Genomic DNA, 19300 nt, shown 5'->3' on the forward strand with positions numbered 1-19300 from the left:
AAGATTACCGAGAATTCGGAAATCATCCTTCTTATTCGAAGCTTAGTAGTATAAGGAGAAATTTCATAGTATAGAACGTTTAAAAGAATACCTATACGATGCTATTCATAAGGGGATTAAAATTCCTAAGCAGGTAATCCTTGATATCAATGAAGCTATAGAGTATGCAAGGAAGCAAGGATTAACTCCTTGTGATGTTCACGGGAAAAATGTGATGATGGAAAACGGAAGGGGATATGTAGTCGATGTATCTGATTTCTTAAAAATAAAAGAAGATAGTAAGTGGAGAGACCTAGAAAAGGCATATTTTACATTTTACTTGCCTTTTATTTATAAATTGCCTTTCCCTGTTAAAATACCGTATTTCATGTTAAACATTGTTAGACGTTCATATAGAAAATATAAGAAGCTTAAAAAGAAATTCAAATTGTAAAAGGACCACATACGTATCTTTAGGTTAGATAAGTGAATCACTAGTAAACAAAAGGACCGTACATTTTAGATATGTCTAATATGTACGGTCCTAATTTTATAACTTCATGAATTAATTTATTTATAAAATAATTGAAAAATTTGTATGTAATACTGATGTTATTACCATAAGAAGTAAATCTTCTTGTTTTAATAGAATATACCATTTCAGTACATTACATTTTAAACATATTGATGTACTATAGTTCTAAACAAATTACAATAACGGATTAGAAGGGGAATAAACTATGTACACAGACTCAATTGAGTATTAAAATTTCAATCTAATTTACCTTTGCAAAGATGCAGGTATCAATTAGTTTTTTACCGTCAGCTGAAAGATCTTCATTACGTAATATCCCCTCAAGCTCAAAACCTAGTTTTTCAGGGATCGTACGACTTTTCGTGTTAGTAGATTCACATCTTATTTCAATCCTTCTAAATTTGAGTAACTGAAATGCAAGGTTTGTTAACTCACTTACTACCTCTGTCATATATCCATTGCCACTAAATTGCGTGTTAATCCAGTATCCAATTTCACATTTAGAAATCTTCCAATTAATTCCGTGAAGGCTAGCAGTTCCAATAAAATCATTAGTACCCTTATGATAGATAAGATAGCGAAAGCTTTCTCTTTTCAAAAAATCTACATGGGCATTTCTCAGGAGAATTTCCGTTTCTTCAACAGTAGGAATTGACTGGAATAAAAGCAACCATTGCTTTAACTCACTAATTGAATCCTTAATAGCTTGGTGTACGACATTCCCGTCACCAGCTTGAAGTGGTGCTCGAAGAATTAGTCTGTCTGTTTCTATTTGTAACGGAACATCTAATAAAATAGGATGCATATCATTTCTCCTCTCGAAAACTTTAAATTATGACATAATGAAACTTATATAATAAAAAAACTTTCACCCAAAAGAAATAATTTTTGAGGACGAGAGTTGCAATTTCGTGGTACCACCTCAGTTTGTTGATATGTCACCATATCAACCTCTTCGGGTACGTTACTATAATACATAAATTAAAAAATACCCTATCTCACTAACAGGAGATCCCGTCACAGCATCACTATAAGTTATTATAGAACCGTGCGAAGCTCCTAGTCTTTCTTCATTAAGAATTTGATATGTAGCAATACAGTAAAGCATATCTCCCATAAAGGGACCTCCTAAAAATTAGTAAACAATAAATATATATTCAATTAATCACTTAGAAATCCCTTTTCACATATGGAAAACTAAACTGCCAGTTGGTACAAAAAAATGGCTACCGAAGCAGCCTTAGGTTGTTCAACTAATGCATGCGTTAGTTGAATAAGGAATTATTATTTTTCATCTATTGGCTTCCAATTTTTATCTTTTGCATAATGGGGTGGTACCCCATGCCTATCAAGCTAAGCTTATATAAGTTTAATTTCATGTGAGATTTTTTCTTTTTTCTAAAGATCTAGTGTAAGTTCTTGAAAGATTTGCATACCAAATAAACCCTATCGGGTTTCAGTTTTTTTGATTACGCTACATGATTGTGAGACATAGAAAAGTTATATACGACGCCTAAGATATCAAAGACTGTTTTCTTCTCATACCTATGGGATTTTCGTCCGTTTTTCTGTAAGAGATTAAACAGCCGAGACAATATCTTTGTTAATTCTTGGGTGTCTTTTTGTAGAGATTGATAAATAAGTGGAAAATAATCTTTTATCATATAAATCGCTTTATATTCGCTTAATTCTCGTTTCTTCTTGCTGAGGAGTAATTGGCGCATTTGGAACATAGTGGAGGAACAAAGAAAGATGCTAATTAATTGTCCGTATAAGTGACATTCTAGTCGTTCTAATTTTACAGAATTACAATGATGAATACGAAAGAATGATTTCCATGTTTTAAAGATAAGTTCAACTTGCCATCGTAAGGAGTAAAAATCGTATACTTGTTCCTTTGGTAGATATTCCAAAGGAATATTTGTAATGTAAAAGTTAATTGCACTAAGTCGCTTACTGCGTTCTTTATAGGTAATTTGCTTCTTATGTTCTTTAGATGCTAAATCCTTTTGTCTACGTTTCATTTGCGTTTCAGTTAATTTGTACAGAATTAGTCTTGCAGGAAGTTTTTGATACATTCCAATATAAATCTCAGGAAGTTTCATATGTTTCACCTGACTGTAATTGGTCAATGAATTGCTCCATATCTAGTTGGATGTATTCAGATTGCTTTTTTATTGTTCCATTTTGAAAGTATTCAGGTTCTCTATTCTTCTGATATATACGAGTATTGAGCTTTAATCGTGAAATAAAATAAGCACCACACTCGTCTATCGTATGTAGATCTCTTAAATCGAAATATCCTAGATCACGTATACATACATCGTGCGGTTGAAGAGACGTTAAGCAAGTAGAACCATAAATTTTATCATTTTGCTTTCCCGAACCTACATGAACATGTAAAAATTGACCACTAAGCAAATCGTACTCTAATTGAATTTTCACACCAGCACTATGACCACTACCTCCTGAACCTTGATATGTAGAAGCAAATTTATCTGGAACCTGAAAATGTGTAGAATCCAATACACGAATACTACGAAAATAGTTTGTATACAAAGTTGGAATCTTGTTTGAGTTGGAGGAATGAAATTGTTGGTTAAGTAAATACGCTAATATTTGTTGTAAAAACTGTACAGCCCGAGAATTAAAGCGTTGATTGAGTCCTTCCGGACTCATGGAAATGCCTGTGTTAGCTTCTAATCGACTACATAATTGTGTCAATGAAGTATGAGCTATATTTTGGCTTAACCAAACACATAAAGCCACTAAGTCTTGTGCACGATATTTACTTTTTCGTTGAACAAATCCTATCTCTCTAGCTAACTGTTCCAAAGCATACGGTGACATATATCGTTGTAGTTCTTTAGAGAACAATTCTAGTTCATCTAAAATCGATAAATTCATAACAAAAACGCCCCCTTTCTGTATATTTCTACAAAAAGAATAGCGTTTTTTTCGTTTTATGGATACAATTTTCTAGCTTGATGGCGATGTGACGCTACCCTTATATTAAATCGCAATAAAAGGTGTTTTATGAATATACTCTTTATTATCAATCTGGCTAATTATAAAATTTGCTATTTCTTTATTTGAAATCATTGCCCCAGGCATATCGATAAGACTTTCTTTGACTGCTCTTACTTCAACACCCTCCTTTACAAAAGGCAGTCTTATTAGTGTCCAATCAAGGTCTTTATTTTTCAAAAGAATATTCAGCTCTTCTCTTTTATCTTTCATCATTTTGGAAAAGAGCACTTCAAACATTTTTGCTCCAATCTTATTTAAAAGACTTTTTTTATCTCCTATAATGTTGAGAGAACCTCCTGTAACGCCAATATATCTCTTAATATCCTTTTCTTTCATTACTTCAAGTATATCTCTGGTAACTTTGCTATATATAGGTGTATCTCTCATAGGTTGACCAAAGCAATTTATAACAATATGACAACCTTCGAGTAGTTGTCTTATTGCATCTACATTCTCCGCAGTACCTGTTACAATCTCAATTTTATCATCGTTATACTTTAATTTTTTAGGATTCCGAACAAGCATACGAATTTGGTAGCCATTTTTTAACGATTCTGAAGCTATATAACGACCTACCTTACCAGTGCCACCAATTACAGCTATTTTATAAGGATTATCCATTCCATCACTCCTAAGAATATATAAATAAACTCAATCCTTCCGAATTAAATTCTAATTTTATAATATTTCCCTTTTCATAATTAATAATATTTATCATTTTTCATTTTTCTTTATATTTTAACATAAATTACCTATTTATTCTGAAGTTTTCTTTTAACGCCTTAAATAACAAAATAGATCGTAACCGAAATGGAAGTGTGACAATAATCATTGTCACATTGTTAAAAGCAATGCTAATTATAATCCTATTTTAGGAGTCCCGCCACGTTATCATCAATCTAGTAATTTGAAGTGTCCACAAAACAAAAATTTTATTATTTTGCAGTTATTTATAAGAATTCAGCTCATTTTTATCGTTTTGGGGTAACTTGTTTTCTTAAGTTGATGGACATGGGGTGGTACCCCTACTAGAAAAATTGTCTCCGCGTGAACGTGAAGAACTTGAAAAATTTAAAAAAGAAGCAATGGAAGAACCACCGGATTTCTTTGAATATATTCAGTCTATCGAAAAAGATAATAAATGATACATAATGCCTCCAACAGAATATTTATCAAATTGATAACATATGTATCCCTTTCGTTTTTTACAGAAATTGTAATAATATAAGTATATGCATATAGAAGGGGAGGCAAAAAGTGATGAAAATAAAGAATTAACAAAGCAAGCCAATGTATTGCAAGGTGAGATTCAACAAGAATTTTTAGCTACATTTAATAAGTTGAACATGAATGATATTACTGGCGATGCAAAAGAAGCCCGTAAATCTTTAGATAATCTTAAGGCTTGGATACAACAATCTGACCTATTAAAATCTCAAAAGGATTTTGTTGATACGTTACCTGAAAAAGAAGCAAGTATCTCTAAACTAGAGGAAAGTAAAAAATAAAGAAAAGAGGTTGCCCAAAGGTAACTATTCAGCGACTTTTGGGACAGCCTCTTCTTTTCATTGTATACTTTCAAGAAAATTTAGAATAAAATAAAAATATAGTCATCTACCTATTATTCACTAATGAAAAGAAAGGGGGGTAGCGAAATGCAACTGAAGTATGGGAAGCACATTAATATATTATCTATTGTTCTAACTTTGTTCTCTTTTTCCATAATTGTAAGTTTCTCTACCTGGTTGAGTGGATATTCAATTCCCAACCTTTCTACAATGGTTAAGGTAACAATGTGGAGTGCATTTATTCTTGGAATTATAGGGTTTAGACAAGAGAAAAGCGCACTAGCGATTATAATTATGGGAATATGTGCCTTTGGTCTAGTCGTTCTATATACTTATGCGGTTATAAGTTTTCTTGAGCATTGAACACCATGAAAAAGAAACGAACATTTTTGTTCGTTTCTTTTTTGGGTGTTATTTTCATGATCTTTTACAATGATATATGGAACTCCTTGTACGTTAAAGGAATTATACTCTTCTTTTCCTTCTGGGGTATTAGGGGTACCACTCCATTGCTATCAAGTTAAAAAATCTGTTGTTCCGCAAAACGAAAAAATGAGCTGAACTCTTATAGACAGCTGTGGAAGGATAAAATTTTTGCTTTGGAGGTATTTCAAAACCTTAAGTTGATGGGCATGGGTACCGCCAACGTAAAGATTTTATGCTGCCTGTAAAAAACTGACTAGTGAGAGCTCATAATCCGTGGGGGAGGGACACCCCGCGAATTTAAGTTTCACTTTATAAAAAAAGTAAGGATTGGTCGGTACTGCTTGTTATTTGACTATTACTTTTCCATCCATTCCTTTCAAGTAGTGGAACCGACATATTAGTTCATATGTACCGGGAGTTTCAGGTTTTACGGTAATTGTAATTTCTTTTCCTGATGGGACTTCTACGTCAATTCCGAGCTTTTTCACCGTAAAGGTATGTTCTCTATTTCCTTTGTTTTTTAATAGCAACGTTGTCGTTTTCCCAACCGGAACAGTGATGGTACTCGGATTAAAGTAATCATCATTCAATTCAACCTCAATAGGCTGTCTCACAGCGTCGGATTCGGCAAATACACGGAGCGAACCTAAAGTAGTTATAACTACAATCATCGCAAGTGAAATGATTAATCCAGTTAATAGCTTTTTCACAGACATTCGCAATCCCTCCTTTCCTAAGCACTAGTGTTTTCAAATTTATAAAATATTATCACGATAAATAGGGTTTAGGCGTGGCTCACAGAGTAATTCTTTCGGAAACTTCTAATAACCAAGTGATAACTGGAATAGGATTTGTGTAAATAAAAAAAGCCTCCACTACTGTGGAAGCTTTTCCAAATGATGTGCAATATCGATATACATATCGGAATAAACCGAATGGATTTCATTACTAGGCGCAGCGTTAGAAGAGAAGTGGACAATTACCATATTTGCTTTCGGATCGATGTAAAGCGTTTGTCCGTAACTACCTAACACTTCGAAAGCACCTTGTTCATTATGTGGAATCCACCATTGATTATGATAAGAAATGGAAGCACCACGACCAATTGCGAGCTCACCTTCTTGTACATTTTTCACACTTTCTGTAATAGCAGAAGGGACGATTTGTTTTCCGTTATATTGACCATTATTTAATAGTAATTGTCCGAACCTCGCCATATCTCTAGCAGTTGCATTTAAGCCAGCGCTTGCTTGTTCTACTTTTGTTTCATCTGTAACGTAATACGCGTTTTCTTCCATACCAATTTGAGACCAAATTCGTTCGCTTACATTTTCAGCTAACGATTTCCCTGTAATCGTTCGGATAATCCAAGCGAGTGTTTCTGTTGATCCGTTATTGTAAGAAAAAGCGGATCCGGGTGGTGCAGTTTCTTTTGCTTCTAGTAACATATCATAAATTTTCATAGGACCCTCGTAGTTTTTACCTCGGGGCAAAATATTACTAGCTAAATATAGTTGTGCATCTTGATTTTCTAGTCCTAGCTGCATATATCCGTGAGTAGGGTATTCAGCGGAAACTTGCATGTCCAGTAATTGCTGAAGTGTGGCTGTTCCGAATGGTGTATTTTTTAACTCTTTTATGTAAGTGTCAGCTGTTTTCTCTACATCAATTCGATTTTCTTCAGCGAGAGATTGTATAATTGCACCGGTAAATACTTTTGCTAATGATGCCATGCCATGAGGATCACTCTCGTTATATTCATTGAAATATCGTTCATAAACAAGTTGACCATTCTGTACAACGACAAAAGCATCTGTTTTGTTTTCGTCTAAAAGTTTTTTTAGAGGAGTCGTATTTCCAAATCCACGCTCCACAGCAAAATCGTCTAAGGTTTGTAACGCGGTAGGGAATTGAGCAATTTGTTCAGGATTGTTTTTAACTTCATTAATTAAAGTGAATTCTTTCATATGTGTATACGACCAACGTAAGTAAGGATCATCTAACCAGTTTTCTTTTGTGACATTATCTTTAGTGGGGGTCGTTTTATTATGTTTAAAAAAAGTAAACCCAAGCCCTGTAACTACGAATAGTAATACTAGTAACAGTAATAGCAGGGGAGATTTCTTTACATTCATGCATGTACCTCCTTTAGTTTCTATTATAAGTATACGCTCGTCTTAAAAGAAATACAAAATAAGGAAAGTAAACGGGTAAGTTTACTTTCCTTATAAACGTTAAGCAGATATTTGTCCATCTGTACTTTGCTTTTTGAATTTTTGTTTTCGTCCGTGTAATCCATAATAAAGTAGTAAAGTGAACGCAACGATAATAGCTGCGATAAAATACATATTATGATAACTTGATTTGGCAGCGACTATACCTAAAATGAAAGAACCAAAGCCAATGCCACTATCAAAGAACGAGAAGTAAGTAGCTGTCGCAGAACCACGTCGATGGTTTGGAGCGGCAGAAATCGCGATCGTTTGGAAACTTGGAATTAATGTTCCGTATCCTAAACCGATTAGCATACCTGCACCAAGGAACCAAAATGAAGTTTGCGCTTGGCTTAAAATGAACATTCCAATTGTGAAAATTATGATAGCTGGATAAATAAGTACATTTTCACCGAAACGATCAAAGATTTTTCCTGTGAATGGACGAGAAATTACAACAACAAGTGCGTATAAAATAAAGAAGTAACTTGCAATTTCGCTTAAACCGAGCTCTTTTGCATAAATAGGAATAAAGGATAGAATACCACTATAAGAAAAGGCTAAAACAAATCCTGTTAGAGCGATCGGAATAGAAGATGGTTCAATTAAGTCTTTCCATTTCATTTTTTCTCGTGTTTGTGTACTTACTGGTTTTTCATGAGGAATATTCACTACTAACCCTAATAAAAATGCGAGTAATGAAAATACCGAACAAACGATAAATAATGCAGTAAATGAAAAATGAGAAATAATTGTTAAACCTAAAAAAGGACCAATTACCATCGGTAGACTCATAAATACACCGTAATAAGCAAGTGCTTCACCGCGTCTATGAGCTGGTGCTACATCAGTTACAATTGTTCCAGTTGCTGTTGTTGCCATTCCGAATCCAATACCATGTAAGAAGCGAAGGGCAAGTAATAAAAATAAACTTTGCGTACCGAAATACATAACAGTAGCGGCTAAAAATAGTGAAAGTGAAATAAATAATATTTTTTTTCTTCCTAAATCATCGAGCCATTTTCCTGTGAATGGTCTACATAAAACAGATGAAATAAGAAAAACAGTTGCAACTAAACCAATTTCCTCAGGTTTTCCTTTTAGTCCGTCTATAACGTAGACGGGCAGAGTAGTCATAAGCATGTAAAATGTTAAAAAGAGAAACAGACTACTAAAACAAGTTCCGAGGAAATCCTTCGTCCAAAGTTTTTCACTTTGCATCGTCATCCCTCCAATTTAATCATCTAAATTTTTTATAATTTTTTGTAGTACTTCAAATGCTTGATGTAACTCTTCTTCGTTAATACTTTCTAGCGTCTTTTCTTCGAAAGCATCAACTTCTTCTTGCCATACTGGAATCATTTCTAGTGCTGTTTCCGATAATGAAATGACCTTCTCACGGCGATCTTTTCCTTCTGTACGAATAATCCAGCCCATCGTTTCCATACGAGTTAATGTGCGAGTCATCGTTGGTGATTCCACATTTAAATACTGGCATAATTCTGTTTGGGTACAAGATCCAGTTTGATTAATACGGAATATAACAGCCCATTGTGCACTAAATAATCCAGTTGGAGATACACGTTCATTAAATTTCTTCGTAAATTTACGAGAAGTTTGACTGACGATATGAAAAAAATGTTGTTTTTCGTCCATGTAGTTTGATCCTTTCAAATTAGTTACCTAGCTAACTATATACTTTTTTATTATAATTGTCTAGTAATAGACATGTTGATTTATGTAAAAATTTCGTATAGCTTTTTTGTTGAGAACATACATTCTGCATGTTATTCTTTAAGTAAGTAAAGAATTTTCTTTCTATTAAAAAGAATGGGGGAACTTGTGATGATTAAGCCTGCAACAATGGAGTTTGTTTCACTATCGAACGGAGAAACGATTGCGTATCAGGAAGTTGGAAGGCAAAATGCAGAAATTCTTGTACTCATTCACGGGAACATGACATCGTCACAACACTTTGATTTAGTTATTGAAAAGCTGCAAGATCAATACCATATTTACGCTCTTGATTTAAGAGGATTTGGACAATCAACATATAATAAGCCGATAGATTCAATACAAGATTTTGCAGGAGATGTAAAACTATTTATCAATCAATTAAAACTAGAGAAATTTTCATTAATGGGCTGGTCAATGGGTGGTGGTGTTGCGATGGAATTTACAGCGAATCATCCAACGTTTGTCGAAAAGTTAATTTTAGTAGAATCAGTAGGAATGAAGGGCTATCCAATCTTTAAAAAAGATATTAACGGGCAACCGATCGTAACGAGTCTATTAAAAACGAAAGAAGAAATCGCGCAAGATCCCGTACAAATTGCACCAGTGCTAGATGCGATAAAAAATATGAATAAATTATATTACCGTACAGTATGGAATTTATTAATATATACACATAATCAACCTGAACCGGATCGTTATGAAAAGTATTTAGATGATATGTTAACGCAACGTAATTTCGTAGATGTGAATTATGCGCTCATTACATTTAATATTTCGGATGAATATAATGGGGTTGTAGAGGGAAATAAGCAAATTCATCGTATTAAAGCTCCGACACTCGTCATACAAGGTGATAGAGATTATGTCGTACCGCAAGTAGTGGGTGAGGAGTTAGCAAAACATTTGCCGAATGCAGAATTAAAATTGTTAGAAGATTGCGGTCATTCTCCGTTTATTGATTGTTTAGATGTATTTATAAAACATGTAGAGTATTGGTTAGAACAGAAATAATCCCCGAAATGAACGGTGTTGCATATACTATAACATTGTAGGTAAAAGGGGAGATTATCAATGCATCATCCGCTCTTAATTGCGCATTCGCCATATAATCATCACTTATATACAAAAATAATGATAGATCCGATGGATATGCAAGTTTCATCAGCTATAGTTCCTTTACAAATGCAGCAGCCACCAATAGCTCATACACATCACTACTTATATGGCCCTTTATTTTATGAAAATCCATATTTTAAACATTTTCATTACCATGTGAAAGCACAAGTTTGGGATGGCTAAGAAGCTAAAAGGCTCATTCTTTTAGCTTCTTTTTTATTGTTGAAAAGTCGAAATCATTTCGTTCACTAGTTCTTTCTTATTATATAGTAAACCGTATATAATGAGTATGGTGGATTACAAAAGGGAGAGATTAGGGATGTCAATGCGTTTTACTTTTTGGATTATGGTTGGGATTGTAGCAATCTCGGGTTTATCACAAGGCATGCTATTACCTGCCATTGCAATGATTTTTGAACAAGAAGGGGTTAGTTCAAGTATTAATGGTATTCATGCGACGGCATTATACATTGGGATATTATTTATTTCACCGTTTCTTGAAAAACCGATGCAAAAGTTTGGAATGAAGCCAATTATCGTGATTGGTGGGTTTCTCGTTATTATTTCATTATTCTTTTTTACACAAACCTTTTCATTCTGGGTATGGTTCGTTCTTAGATTTCTAGTTGGAGTCGGAGATCATATGCTTCATGTTGGAACACAAACATGGATTACGACAACATCGGACCCGAGTAAAATAGGTAGACAAGTATCGATATACGGTGTATTCTTCGGAATTGGTTTCGCCGTTGGTCCGTATTTAGCAAGTACTGTTCAGTACGGTCTTGCAACACCATTTATCGTATCTACTATACTTTGTTTAATTGGCTGGCTTTTACTACTACCAACGAAAAATGCATTTCCAGCACAAGATGAGGCGAAAACTGAAAGTGAATCATCCTTTTCTCGTTATAAACAAGTCGTTGGATTAGCTTGGATTGCACTTATTGGTCCACTTGCATATGGTGTACTTGAAGCGATGTTAAATAGTAATTTGCCAGTATACGCACTTCGCAAAGGATGGTCTGTATCGGAAGTTTCCTTCTTATTACCAGCATTCGCAGTTGGAGGTATTATTACACAAATCCCGCTCGGTATGTTAAGTGATAAATACGGAAGAGATCGTATTTTAACGTGGATGTTCAGCGTAAGTACTGGTATTTTCCTACTTGCAGCAGTATTTGATCAATATTACTGGATCGTCTTTGCTTGTATGCTTCTAGCTGGTATGGTCATTGGCTCTTGCTTCTCATTAGGACTTGGATTCATGACAGATTTATTACCGAGACACTTACTACCGGCAGGTAATATATTATCCGGAATCGCCTTTAGTATAGGAAGTATTATGGGCCCTGTATTAGGAGGTGTATTTATAGAAAAAATACAGTATACAAGCTTTTTTATTGCGGTTATGATTATAATGGGTATTCTCGCAATGTTATATATTATTTACATGAAGAATCAATTCGCATCAAGAAAAATAGAAAGTAGGTTAGGGCATGACAAAACAACCTAATAAAAAGAAATTTGAAGTACTAGAAAACGAAACAATTACAGATTGCTTAGCACGCATGGAACAAGAAGGATACGCACCATCTCGTCGCATGGAAGAGCCAATCTTTCATGAAGTGAAGAAAGACGGGAAAACAGAAGTTGAACCGTGTGGTAGAAAGATTGTTTTTGAGGGGAAATTGAAGTAATTTAATAACAAATTCTCTTTATAGTATAGAGCCATCCAATTCATTCTTTGTGAGTTGGTGGCTTGTTTTTTATTGATCAATGAAGAAATAGGGAGATTAGGAATTGAATAGAATGAATGGATATTTTTTAGGAAGAACAAAAAGTAATTAGTTGTTCGGACATGGATTGTAGAGCTAATATAATAAATTAAAAATAAAACTTTGCAACAGAGCCTTTATCTATTGTTTTTGCTAAATCTTATGTACAATTCACAGTGCGATCCATATAAAATGCCATTTCCTTTTTCATTTCTCATAATTAGCTTCTTTATATGGGGCGGAGAAAATATTGCTACTTTTTTCGTATATTGGTAAAATAAGTTCTTGGGTCTTACTTGTTGTTATCAGTGTAATGAATGTCGCTCAACTTAAAGAAATTAGTTACAAAGATTTCGCACTATCTAAAGGGGGGACGGCAGCGATTCCCTCTTTTTGGAGCCACTCACAAACGTAAAGCAAGAGAGGAGGCTATATGAACTATTCTCCTCTCTTGTTTAGATTAACCAGCTACTACAGTTGGAACTGGTATATCAAATTCAACATCCTGTCGGAGAATATTTTTCTAGCAATCTATTAATTCTGATGGAAACGATAGATTGTTAGAAAAATATTCTCCGTATATTCCGAGGTTGATATAACAGGGTGTTCTTCCAAAATTAAGTGTAAAATCAAAATACGCTGTTTTAAAAAGTTATTTGTTAGAATTGGTTATAAGTAATAAAACAGAAAAGAGGATTACATGTTAGATAATTTACAGAGAAGTAAAAAGTTTTTTTTATTATGTCTTATTTTTTTAGTGATTTTAACCGCTTGTGATAATACAGATGTTAAGACATCTAAAGCATCATTACCACCGGCTCAATCAAATACAGATAAATCATTAAAAACACCGAATTGGGTAGATAAAAGTCCTATTCAACAGTCTCCTAATTTTACTGAAGATAAAAAAGTAAAATCGGTAGTGAATTTAATAGCAACGGGTGATAATTTATACCATGACGCAGTAATTAAAGATGGCAAACAAAAAGACGGTTCATATGATTATAACTATATTTATGAAAATATCAAAAAAGCTGTTAAATCAAGTGATCTTGCTATAGTGAACCAGGAGACCCCGATTGCAGGAAATAATTTAAAAGTACAGGGATATCCTACTTTCAATACACCTGAAGAAGTGGGTCAATCTTTAGTGGATACTGGATTCAATATAGTGACTCAAGCGACAAATCACGCTATGGATATGGGTATTAAAGGTGTTGCGAATACAAGAGAATACTGGAAGAAATATCCGGATGTTATCCCGGTAGGCATTAATGAGAGTCAAAACGAGCGCAATGAAATAAAAACGATTACAAAAAATGGGATTCGTTTTGCGTTACTTAATTATACATATGGTACGAATGGAATTAAAATTCCAGCTGATAAGTCTTGGGCATTAAATTTAATTGATAAAAAAGCGATACAAAATGATGTGGAAAAGGCAAAGAGTAGTTCTGATATGGTGATTGTTATGGTGCATTGGGGAGTTGAATATACCTCTACACCTTCAAACCAACAAAAAGAAGTTGCTCAATATTTAACAGATTTAGGTGTAGATGTAGTAATTGGAAATCATCCACATGTAATTCAACCAGTTGAGTGGAAACAAAATAAAGATGGACATCAAACGCTAATCTATTATTCTCTTGGAAACCTTATTTCTGCTCAAGAAAAATTAGAAACAATGGTTGGAGGACTATCTTATATACAATTTGTCAAGTATGAAGATAAAACTTTTGGTATACGACAAGCGGCATTCGTACCGACAGTAACTGACTATGCTGATGGTAAGACACATTTTAAAATTCAATTTTTAAAAGATTATTCGGATGAAAATTCTAAAAATCATGGGATTAAAAAATTTGTCGGCCCCGTTTCTTTGGAGAATTTCAAGGATATTCCTAGAGATGTGTTGGGAAATTGGTATAAAGACTAATAAACAAAAAGGGAATGAGATACAATTAAAAAATTTATAATTTTAGCATTGGTATTGGCACTGGGATGGAGCCTTGCTGCTTGTAGTGGAAAGCAAACATCTCAGGAAACTACTAATAATAACGATAAAAATAAAAATGAGATAAATGCGAAGGAAAAAGATGTTTTACCTATCTCTGATGTTAATGATTGGAGAATTATCCTTGTAAATAGAGACCATATGTTATCAAAGGAACTAGGAATTGAATTAACAAGTATCACCCAAAATGCTAAGCCAAATATGAAAATAGATAGTAGAATTGCAACTTCCTATCAAGATATGGTAGCAGCTGCAAAAAAAGAGGGAATCAATCTTTATTTAAGATCAGGTTATCGAGCTATAAAATTACAACAAACTTATTATGATGCTTCAGTTAAAAGCTATAAATCTCAAGGTTTGTCGGATAAAGAGGCTAGTGCTAAGGCATTGGAATATCTTCAGTATCCTGGTGCAAGTGAACATCATACTGGATTAGCGTTAGACATTATTTCAGTTGAATGGCAGAATACTGTAGAAGATTTAAATGCGAAATTTGAAACTACCGATGCATTCAAATGGTTAGATAAGAATGCTGCAGAGTATGGATTTATTCTCCGCTATCCAAAAGATAAAGAGAATATTACTGGCATTAAGTATGAGCCATGGCACTATCGTTATGTAGGAAAAGAAGTTGCTGTTTATCTAAAAGAAAAAGGGTTAACTTTAGAAGAATATAGCGAAAAAATTAAGTCTGGCAAGTAAAAATATGCTTTTATTCTATTAAAAATCTAGTGGACATATTTCCCTTCCTCGAAGGAAAAGAATTATGCACTGCCACTGGAAAAGGTGGATCTGGAGGATGTGTTAATCTTCCTCTTAGTATTGCGAAAACTGTGTATGATAATGTAAGCACGTATGAACCGATATATGTATCAAGAACTTAAATTTATAAAAGAAGCAATGAAAAAGGATCTGATATTCATATCAGGTCCTTTTTCATTCGTAATTTGTGGACAGTCAAATGCTTCTTTTTCAATCTACGATAGAAGACAGAACGTATATTTGGTATAATCAAAACATACTATATGAAACGATGTACATGAGTTTGACATTTATGTAATAAGGTAAGTACTACATAACAATAACTACTCTTTATAGGATTCAGTTCATGTTATACAAATCAATCGTTAGAAAGGAAAAGTTGTAATGAATCAAATTTCATTTGAAGATTTATTTGAAGACGAAAAAGAAAATAAACAAGAAAAGGTAGAGGTAGCCGAGATACCTGCACCTTTATCACCATTGCAAAAAGATATATTAGAATTAATGAATGCCGAAGAAATAAGTGCACTGGAGCTATGCGAACAATTAATACGAGCTGGTAAAATATCAGATGAAAGATTCACAACGAATAAGCCAAAAGCATATGGACAAGTATGCTTACTATTAGAAGGTTTTGTGACGGAAGGGAAGCTTACTTTTATCAAGAATGATGAGAAAAGAGATAGGGTATATAAAGTGAAACTTTAATCAGCGGGGGGCATCCCCCACTGATTATTATCCCGCACCAATCGGGCGTTAATGCGGGATAAAATGAAAGAAGAAGTTTCTAACATATAAGTTGTACAGGGTATAGTAAAGAAATAAGAATGAAGTATCATTAAGCATGTAAAGAAAAGTTAAAGTTATGTAGGGACTAGGTTTAAATGGCCTAGTCCCTTATATAAGTGGGAAATGTAAAAAATATTTTTTATTTGGCTTTTTCTTCGCGCTGTCATGTTATCCTTTAATAAAGCGATAAATGAAACTGGAACTTAATCATGTGAGGTTAGTTATAAATGATAAAGAAATTTACTAGAGTAATATTAACTGCAGTTATGCCAATCGGTCTTTTTACCGGTTGTGGGACTACTGAAAAAACTGAAGTACAAGAGCCAAAAGCGGTACAAACGGAGCAAAAGGACTATATGGATTACTCATATGGTAGCGCGGGTATATTAGTAAGCGGAAAAGCGAAAGAACGTCAACAGTACGAGATAGGGTATATTGACGATAATATGTTAATTGGAATTAATGAAAACATTGAGGACTGTATTACATTAGACAATAAAGATGAAGCAGGTTACATTTGGAAACAAATAGAGCGCGGATCTATTATTGAAGTGCAATACGGTAAGGACCGCAACGACATCGTAGGCGTACAATTAGTAGGAGATCGTGAGCCATACGAAATTAGTGACAAGCTAGATCGAAATACGATAAACGAGATTGTTGGAAAAGTTAAAGGTAATTTGTAATAGATGTATTTCGCTAGTATATGATCTATTATCATGAAATGGCGAGTCGCATACATAGAATTTGGAATCAACGGCATTTTTAATATAAAAATGCCGTTGATTTATGTTAAAAAGTAAATGCTATTTTATCCGGCTATTTGTGGGAGTCGGGCTGCCCGTAAACGCCCGATTGGTGTAGGCTAATAATCAGTGGGGGATGAGCAAAACCTTCACTTTATAGCCTTGTAGAAAAACACGTATTAAAAAATGCACTAATAAATTATTCTCCTGTTATTTATCATGATCGTCGTAAGGTCATTGCCCAGAATAAAAGAGCACAAGCACTAACGGATGCACCTAATATACAAACTCCGTTCCATCCGTAGCTTGCATAAATGTTTGTGGAAAGAATGGCACCTGTAGCACTGCCGATAGAATAGAAAATCATATAACTAGCAGTGAGCCGACTTCTCGCTTCAGGACGCACTGTGAAAAGTATACTTTGGTTCGTGACATGTACAGCTTGCACAGCTAAATCTAAAAGGATAACACCGGTAACAAGTAGGAATAGAGAATGGTTCATTAATTTAATGAGGAGCCATGAAAGTAATAATAAGGATAAGGCTATGCCAGTAGTTCTTTCTCCGAATCCGCGATCAGCGAGTTGTCCGGCCTTAGTGGCAGCTAATGCACCAGCAACTCCAGCAAGACCAAATGCTCCGATAGCTGTATGTGATAGATTATATGGTGCAGCACTTAGAGGTAAAACTAATGAAGTCCATAAAATACTGAATGAAGTGAAAATGAGCAATGCTAATATTCCGCGAATGCGTAAGAGGCGCTCTTCTACAAATAATAAGAGAACGGAATGTAATAATTTACGATAGGTCATGGCTGTTTTTTTATGTTCAAGATTAGGTAAATTACGATATAACAAACCAATTACGAAGAGCATAAGTACAGCAGAGGTAAGATAAACGGAACGCCATTCGGCTAGATCTGTTAATGTTCCGGCAAATGTACGTGCAAGTAGAATTCCTATTACGACACCACTCGTGACGAAACCTACTATTCGCCCACGGTCTTTTGGATTAGCTAAAATGGATGCGTATGCGACGAGTGTCTGCGTAACAGTTGCAAGAATTCCGACTAAGGCCATACCTATAAAAAGTACGGTACTTGAAGGAGCGACTCCGATCACAATTAAAGTGAAAACGGATAAAAGCATTTGAACAATAATAAGTCTTTTTTTGTTTAATAAATCACCAAGTGGAACTAATAAAAGTAATCCGAGTGCATAACAAACTTGAGTAATAGTAATAACGACACCAATAGTTGAATGGTTGATCTTAAACTCATTGGATAAAGAATCAAGTAGAGGGTGAGCGAAGTATATATTCGCCACAGCCATCCCACAAGCTATTGAAAATAATAGAATAATATAGCGGGGCATGATTGTATTGATAGGGAATTGAAACTGATCATTATTCTGAGTAAGAGCAGTTGTCATTTTTTCTTTAGCATTCATAATATCATCTCCTTTTATCTTTAAAATAATGTACCGAACGGTATGTTATTTCTTAAATAAAATATAATCAGGGATAAGTTAATATGTCAAATGAATTGTAAAGTAATTTCAGTTTGTTTTGACATATCATTTATAATTTAATACGATATATAATATACTGATTGGTACATAAAACGTGATTTGTAATTTAGAAAACAGGTGAAAAAAGAGGAGGGGTTAAATGGCTCGACTACGCGAATTTGATAAAGAAAAAGCTTTGGATGCTGCTATGCAACTTTTTTGGGAGAAAGGATACGCTGCTACTTCATTAAGTGATCTAACTGCTAAAATGGAAATACAAAGACCGAGTTTATATGCAGCATTTGGTGATAAAGAAGGGCTGTTTGAAGCTGCACTACGGAGATACACAAATATACATGCGACTAGCATTCGAACAAAACTTCAAAAAGAACAATCTGTAAAAGAGGCCATTCGTACATTTTTTGAAAATATGGTGGAAGAGGAATATAAAAGAGAATTAAATAAAGGCTGTTTTTGTATTAACACAATGGTTGAGCTTTCTCCTCATAATGAAAAATTTGAAGTGTTGACTAGAGAACATCAAATGTATCTTTCAATTATATTTCAAGAATTGATCGCCAAAGGTATTCAGTCTGGAGAACTGCAAAGTGATGTGAATGCTAAAGCTTTAGCACAAACGCTAGTCACTTCATTAATTGGATTAACAGTGTTAATGAAATCTCGCCCAGAACGTTCAGTTGTAGATAATACGGTATGTATCATATTATCGTTACTAAAATAAATATTTCAATCAACTATGTCGATTATAGACACTCTTATTTATAAACTTTCAACCTTAAGCACTGAATTGTCTATGAAGGCAACAAGTGCTTTTTGTTTTCGGGTAAATATGAGCAGGTGAATCATAATGGTTGTCTGCAATGTATGAAGATTGTTGGAGACATTTGTAATTAGATATCAGATAAGAGGGGAATGAAAACACTATATAAGCCCCTTCAAAGCCCCTCATAAGCACCTACCAAGTAATAAATCACTAAGAAAAAACAAAACAAAAACAACTACAAGAACAAAACAAGTGCGAAAAAATAAAACCGGCGTAGTAGTAGTAAAAAAATTTGGAACTCGAATGCCAAAACCGT

Annotated in this window: 20 protein-coding genes and 3 pseudogenes; 14 read left to right on the forward strand and 9 right to left on the reverse strand. The window is 34.1% G+C overall.

Annotation, left to right across the window (positions count from 1 at the left end):
- Positions 1–433 (forward strand): annotated as a pseudogene (locus CDB3_RS32220) (serine/threonine protein kinase); the annotation flags it as partial.
- 322 nt (positions 434–755) lie between these two features.
- On the opposite strand, the gene CDB3_RS08225 reads toward CDB3_RS32220, so the two are convergent.
- The 4 genes and pseudogenes from CDB3_RS08225 to CDB3_RS08235 all read right to left on the reverse strand — a co-directional run bounded on the left by CDB3_RS08225 (position 756) and on the right by CDB3_RS08235 (position 4165).
- Positions 756–1319: a GNAT family N-acetyltransferase gene (locus CDB3_RS08225; protein ID WP_128854073.1), complete on the reverse strand. Its 564-nt coding sequence runs from the start codon at positions 1317–1319 to the stop codon at positions 756–758.
- Positions 1320–1481: 162 nt separating this feature from the next.
- Positions 1482–1631 (reverse strand): hypothetical protein, encoded by a 150-nt coding sequence (locus tag CDB3_RS31600; protein WP_179139678.1) that lies wholly within the window; start codon positions 1629–1631, stop codon positions 1482–1484.
- A gap of 352 nt (positions 1632–1983) precedes the next feature.
- A pseudogene (locus CDB3_RS08230) lies at positions 1984–3421 on the reverse strand (IS4 family transposase).
- Positions 3422–3526: 105 nt separating this feature from the next.
- A complete protein-coding gene (locus CDB3_RS08235) occupies positions 3527–4165 on the reverse strand; it encodes an NAD(P)-dependent oxidoreductase (RefSeq protein ID WP_000369880.1) in 639 nt (212 codons plus the stop codon).
- 395 nt (positions 4166–4560) lie between these two features.
- Here CDB3_RS08235 and CDB3_RS32225 point away from each other — a divergent pair, with 395 nt between their 5' ends.
- From CDB3_RS32225 to CDB3_RS08245, 3 genes are all read left to right on the forward strand, one after another.
- Positions 4561–4689, forward strand: a complete 129-nt coding sequence (locus CDB3_RS32225; protein WP_256416312.1) for a hypothetical protein — start codon at positions 4561–4563, stop codon at positions 4687–4689.
- Positions 4690–4776: 87 nt separating this feature from the next.
- Positions 4777–5052, forward strand: a complete 276-nt coding sequence (locus tag CDB3_RS08240) for a hypothetical protein (protein WP_256869692.1) — start codon at positions 4777–4779, stop codon at positions 5050–5052.
- Positions 5053–5199: 147 nt separating this feature from the next.
- A complete protein-coding gene (locus CDB3_RS08245; RefSeq protein WP_128854074.1) occupies positions 5200–5475 on the forward strand; it encodes a hypothetical protein in 276 nt (91 codons plus the stop codon).
- A gap of 407 nt (positions 5476–5882) precedes the next feature.
- On the opposite strand, the gene CDB3_RS08250 is transcribed toward CDB3_RS08245, so the two are convergent.
- The 4 genes from CDB3_RS08250 to CDB3_RS08265 all read right to left on the reverse strand — a co-directional run bounded on the left by CDB3_RS08250 (position 5883) and on the right by CDB3_RS08265 (position 9407).
- A complete protein-coding gene (locus tag CDB3_RS08250; RefSeq protein WP_128854075.1) occupies positions 5883–6254 on the reverse strand; it encodes a cupredoxin domain-containing protein in 372 nt (123 codons plus the stop codon).
- 159 nt (positions 6255–6413) lie between these two features.
- On the reverse strand, positions 6414–7673 hold the full coding sequence (locus CDB3_RS08255; RefSeq protein WP_128854076.1) for a serine hydrolase domain-containing protein: 1260 nt from the start codon (positions 7671–7673) through the stop codon (positions 6414–6416).
- 99 nt (positions 7674–7772) lie between these two features.
- Entirely contained in the window at positions 7773–8972 is a 1200-nt protein-coding gene (locus CDB3_RS08260; RefSeq protein ID WP_128854077.1) for an MFS transporter, read from the reverse strand.
- A gap of 15 nt (positions 8973–8987) precedes the next feature.
- Complete coding sequence (locus CDB3_RS08265) at positions 8988–9407, reverse strand: MarR family winged helix-turn-helix transcriptional regulator (RefSeq protein WP_128854078.1); 420 nt, start codon at positions 9405–9407, stop codon at positions 8988–8990.
- Positions 9408–9581: 174 nt separating this feature from the next.
- Between CDB3_RS08265 and phaZ the strand changes: the two genes are divergently transcribed.
- From phaZ to CDB3_RS08315, 9 genes and pseudogenes are all read left to right on the forward strand, one after another.
- Positions 9582–10499 (forward strand): intracellular short-chain-length polyhydroxyalkanoate depolymerase, encoded by a 918-nt coding sequence (phaZ, locus tag CDB3_RS08270; protein WP_128854079.1) that lies wholly within the window; start codon positions 9582–9584, stop codon positions 10497–10499.
- Positions 10500–10559: 60 nt separating this feature from the next.
- Positions 10560–10787 (forward strand): hypothetical protein, encoded by a 228-nt coding sequence (locus tag CDB3_RS08275; RefSeq protein WP_128854080.1) that lies wholly within the window; start codon positions 10560–10562, stop codon positions 10785–10787.
- A 136-nt stretch (positions 10788–10923) separates the two neighbouring features.
- Positions 10924–12120 carry an MFS transporter gene (locus CDB3_RS08280; protein WP_128854081.1) on the forward strand — a complete coding sequence of 399 codons (1197 nt, stop codon included), beginning with the start codon at positions 10924–10926 and terminating at the stop codon, positions 12118–12120.
- Positions 12104–12304: an NETI motif-containing protein gene (locus tag CDB3_RS08285; protein WP_000166302.1), complete on the forward strand. Its 201-nt coding sequence runs from the start codon at positions 12104–12106 to the stop codon at positions 12302–12304. The genes CDB3_RS08280 and CDB3_RS08285 overlap by 17 nt, the downstream gene beginning before the upstream one ends.
- A 215-nt stretch (positions 12305–12519) precedes the next feature.
- Positions 12520–12797 (forward strand): annotated as a pseudogene (locus CDB3_RS08290) (DUF817 family protein); the annotation flags it as partial.
- Positions 12798–13082: 285 nt separating this feature from the next.
- On the forward strand, positions 13083–14318 hold the full coding sequence (locus CDB3_RS08295; RefSeq protein WP_128854082.1) for a CapA family protein: 1236 nt from the start codon (positions 13083–13085) through the stop codon (positions 14316–14318).
- A gap of 48 nt (positions 14319–14366) precedes the next feature.
- Complete coding sequence (locus CDB3_RS08300) at positions 14367–15098, forward strand: M15 family metallopeptidase (RefSeq protein WP_306295551.1); 732 nt, start codon at positions 14367–14369, stop codon at positions 15096–15098.
- A gap of 444 nt (positions 15099–15542) precedes the next feature.
- Positions 15543–15866, forward strand: a complete 324-nt coding sequence (locus CDB3_RS08310; RefSeq protein WP_128854084.1) for a DUF3895 domain-containing protein — start codon at positions 15543–15545, stop codon at positions 15864–15866.
- A gap of 308 nt (positions 15867–16174) precedes the next feature.
- Positions 16175–16633, forward strand: coding sequence for a hypothetical protein (locus CDB3_RS08315; protein WP_097830329.1), 459 nt, complete (start codon positions 16175–16177; stop codon positions 16631–16633).
- 277 nt (positions 16634–16910) lie between these two features.
- On the opposite strand, the gene CDB3_RS08320 is transcribed toward CDB3_RS08315, so the two are convergent.
- On the reverse strand, positions 16911–18140 hold the full coding sequence (locus CDB3_RS08320) for an MFS transporter (RefSeq protein WP_128854085.1): 1230 nt from the start codon (positions 18138–18140) through the stop codon (positions 16911–16913).
- Between the two features lie 220 nt (positions 18141–18360).
- Here CDB3_RS08320 and CDB3_RS08325 point away from each other — a divergent pair, with 220 nt between their 5' ends.
- Positions 18361–18942, forward strand: coding sequence for a TetR/AcrR family transcriptional regulator (locus CDB3_RS08325; RefSeq protein WP_128854086.1), 582 nt, complete (start codon positions 18361–18363; stop codon positions 18940–18942).
- The last annotated feature ends 358 nt before the right edge of the window (positions 18943–19300 follow it).

The sequence above is a fragment of the Bacillus sp. CDB3 genome, from assembly GCF_002081505.1.
Lineage (GTDB): Bacteria > Bacillota > Bacilli > Bacillales > Bacillaceae_G > Bacillus_A > Bacillus_A cereus_AT.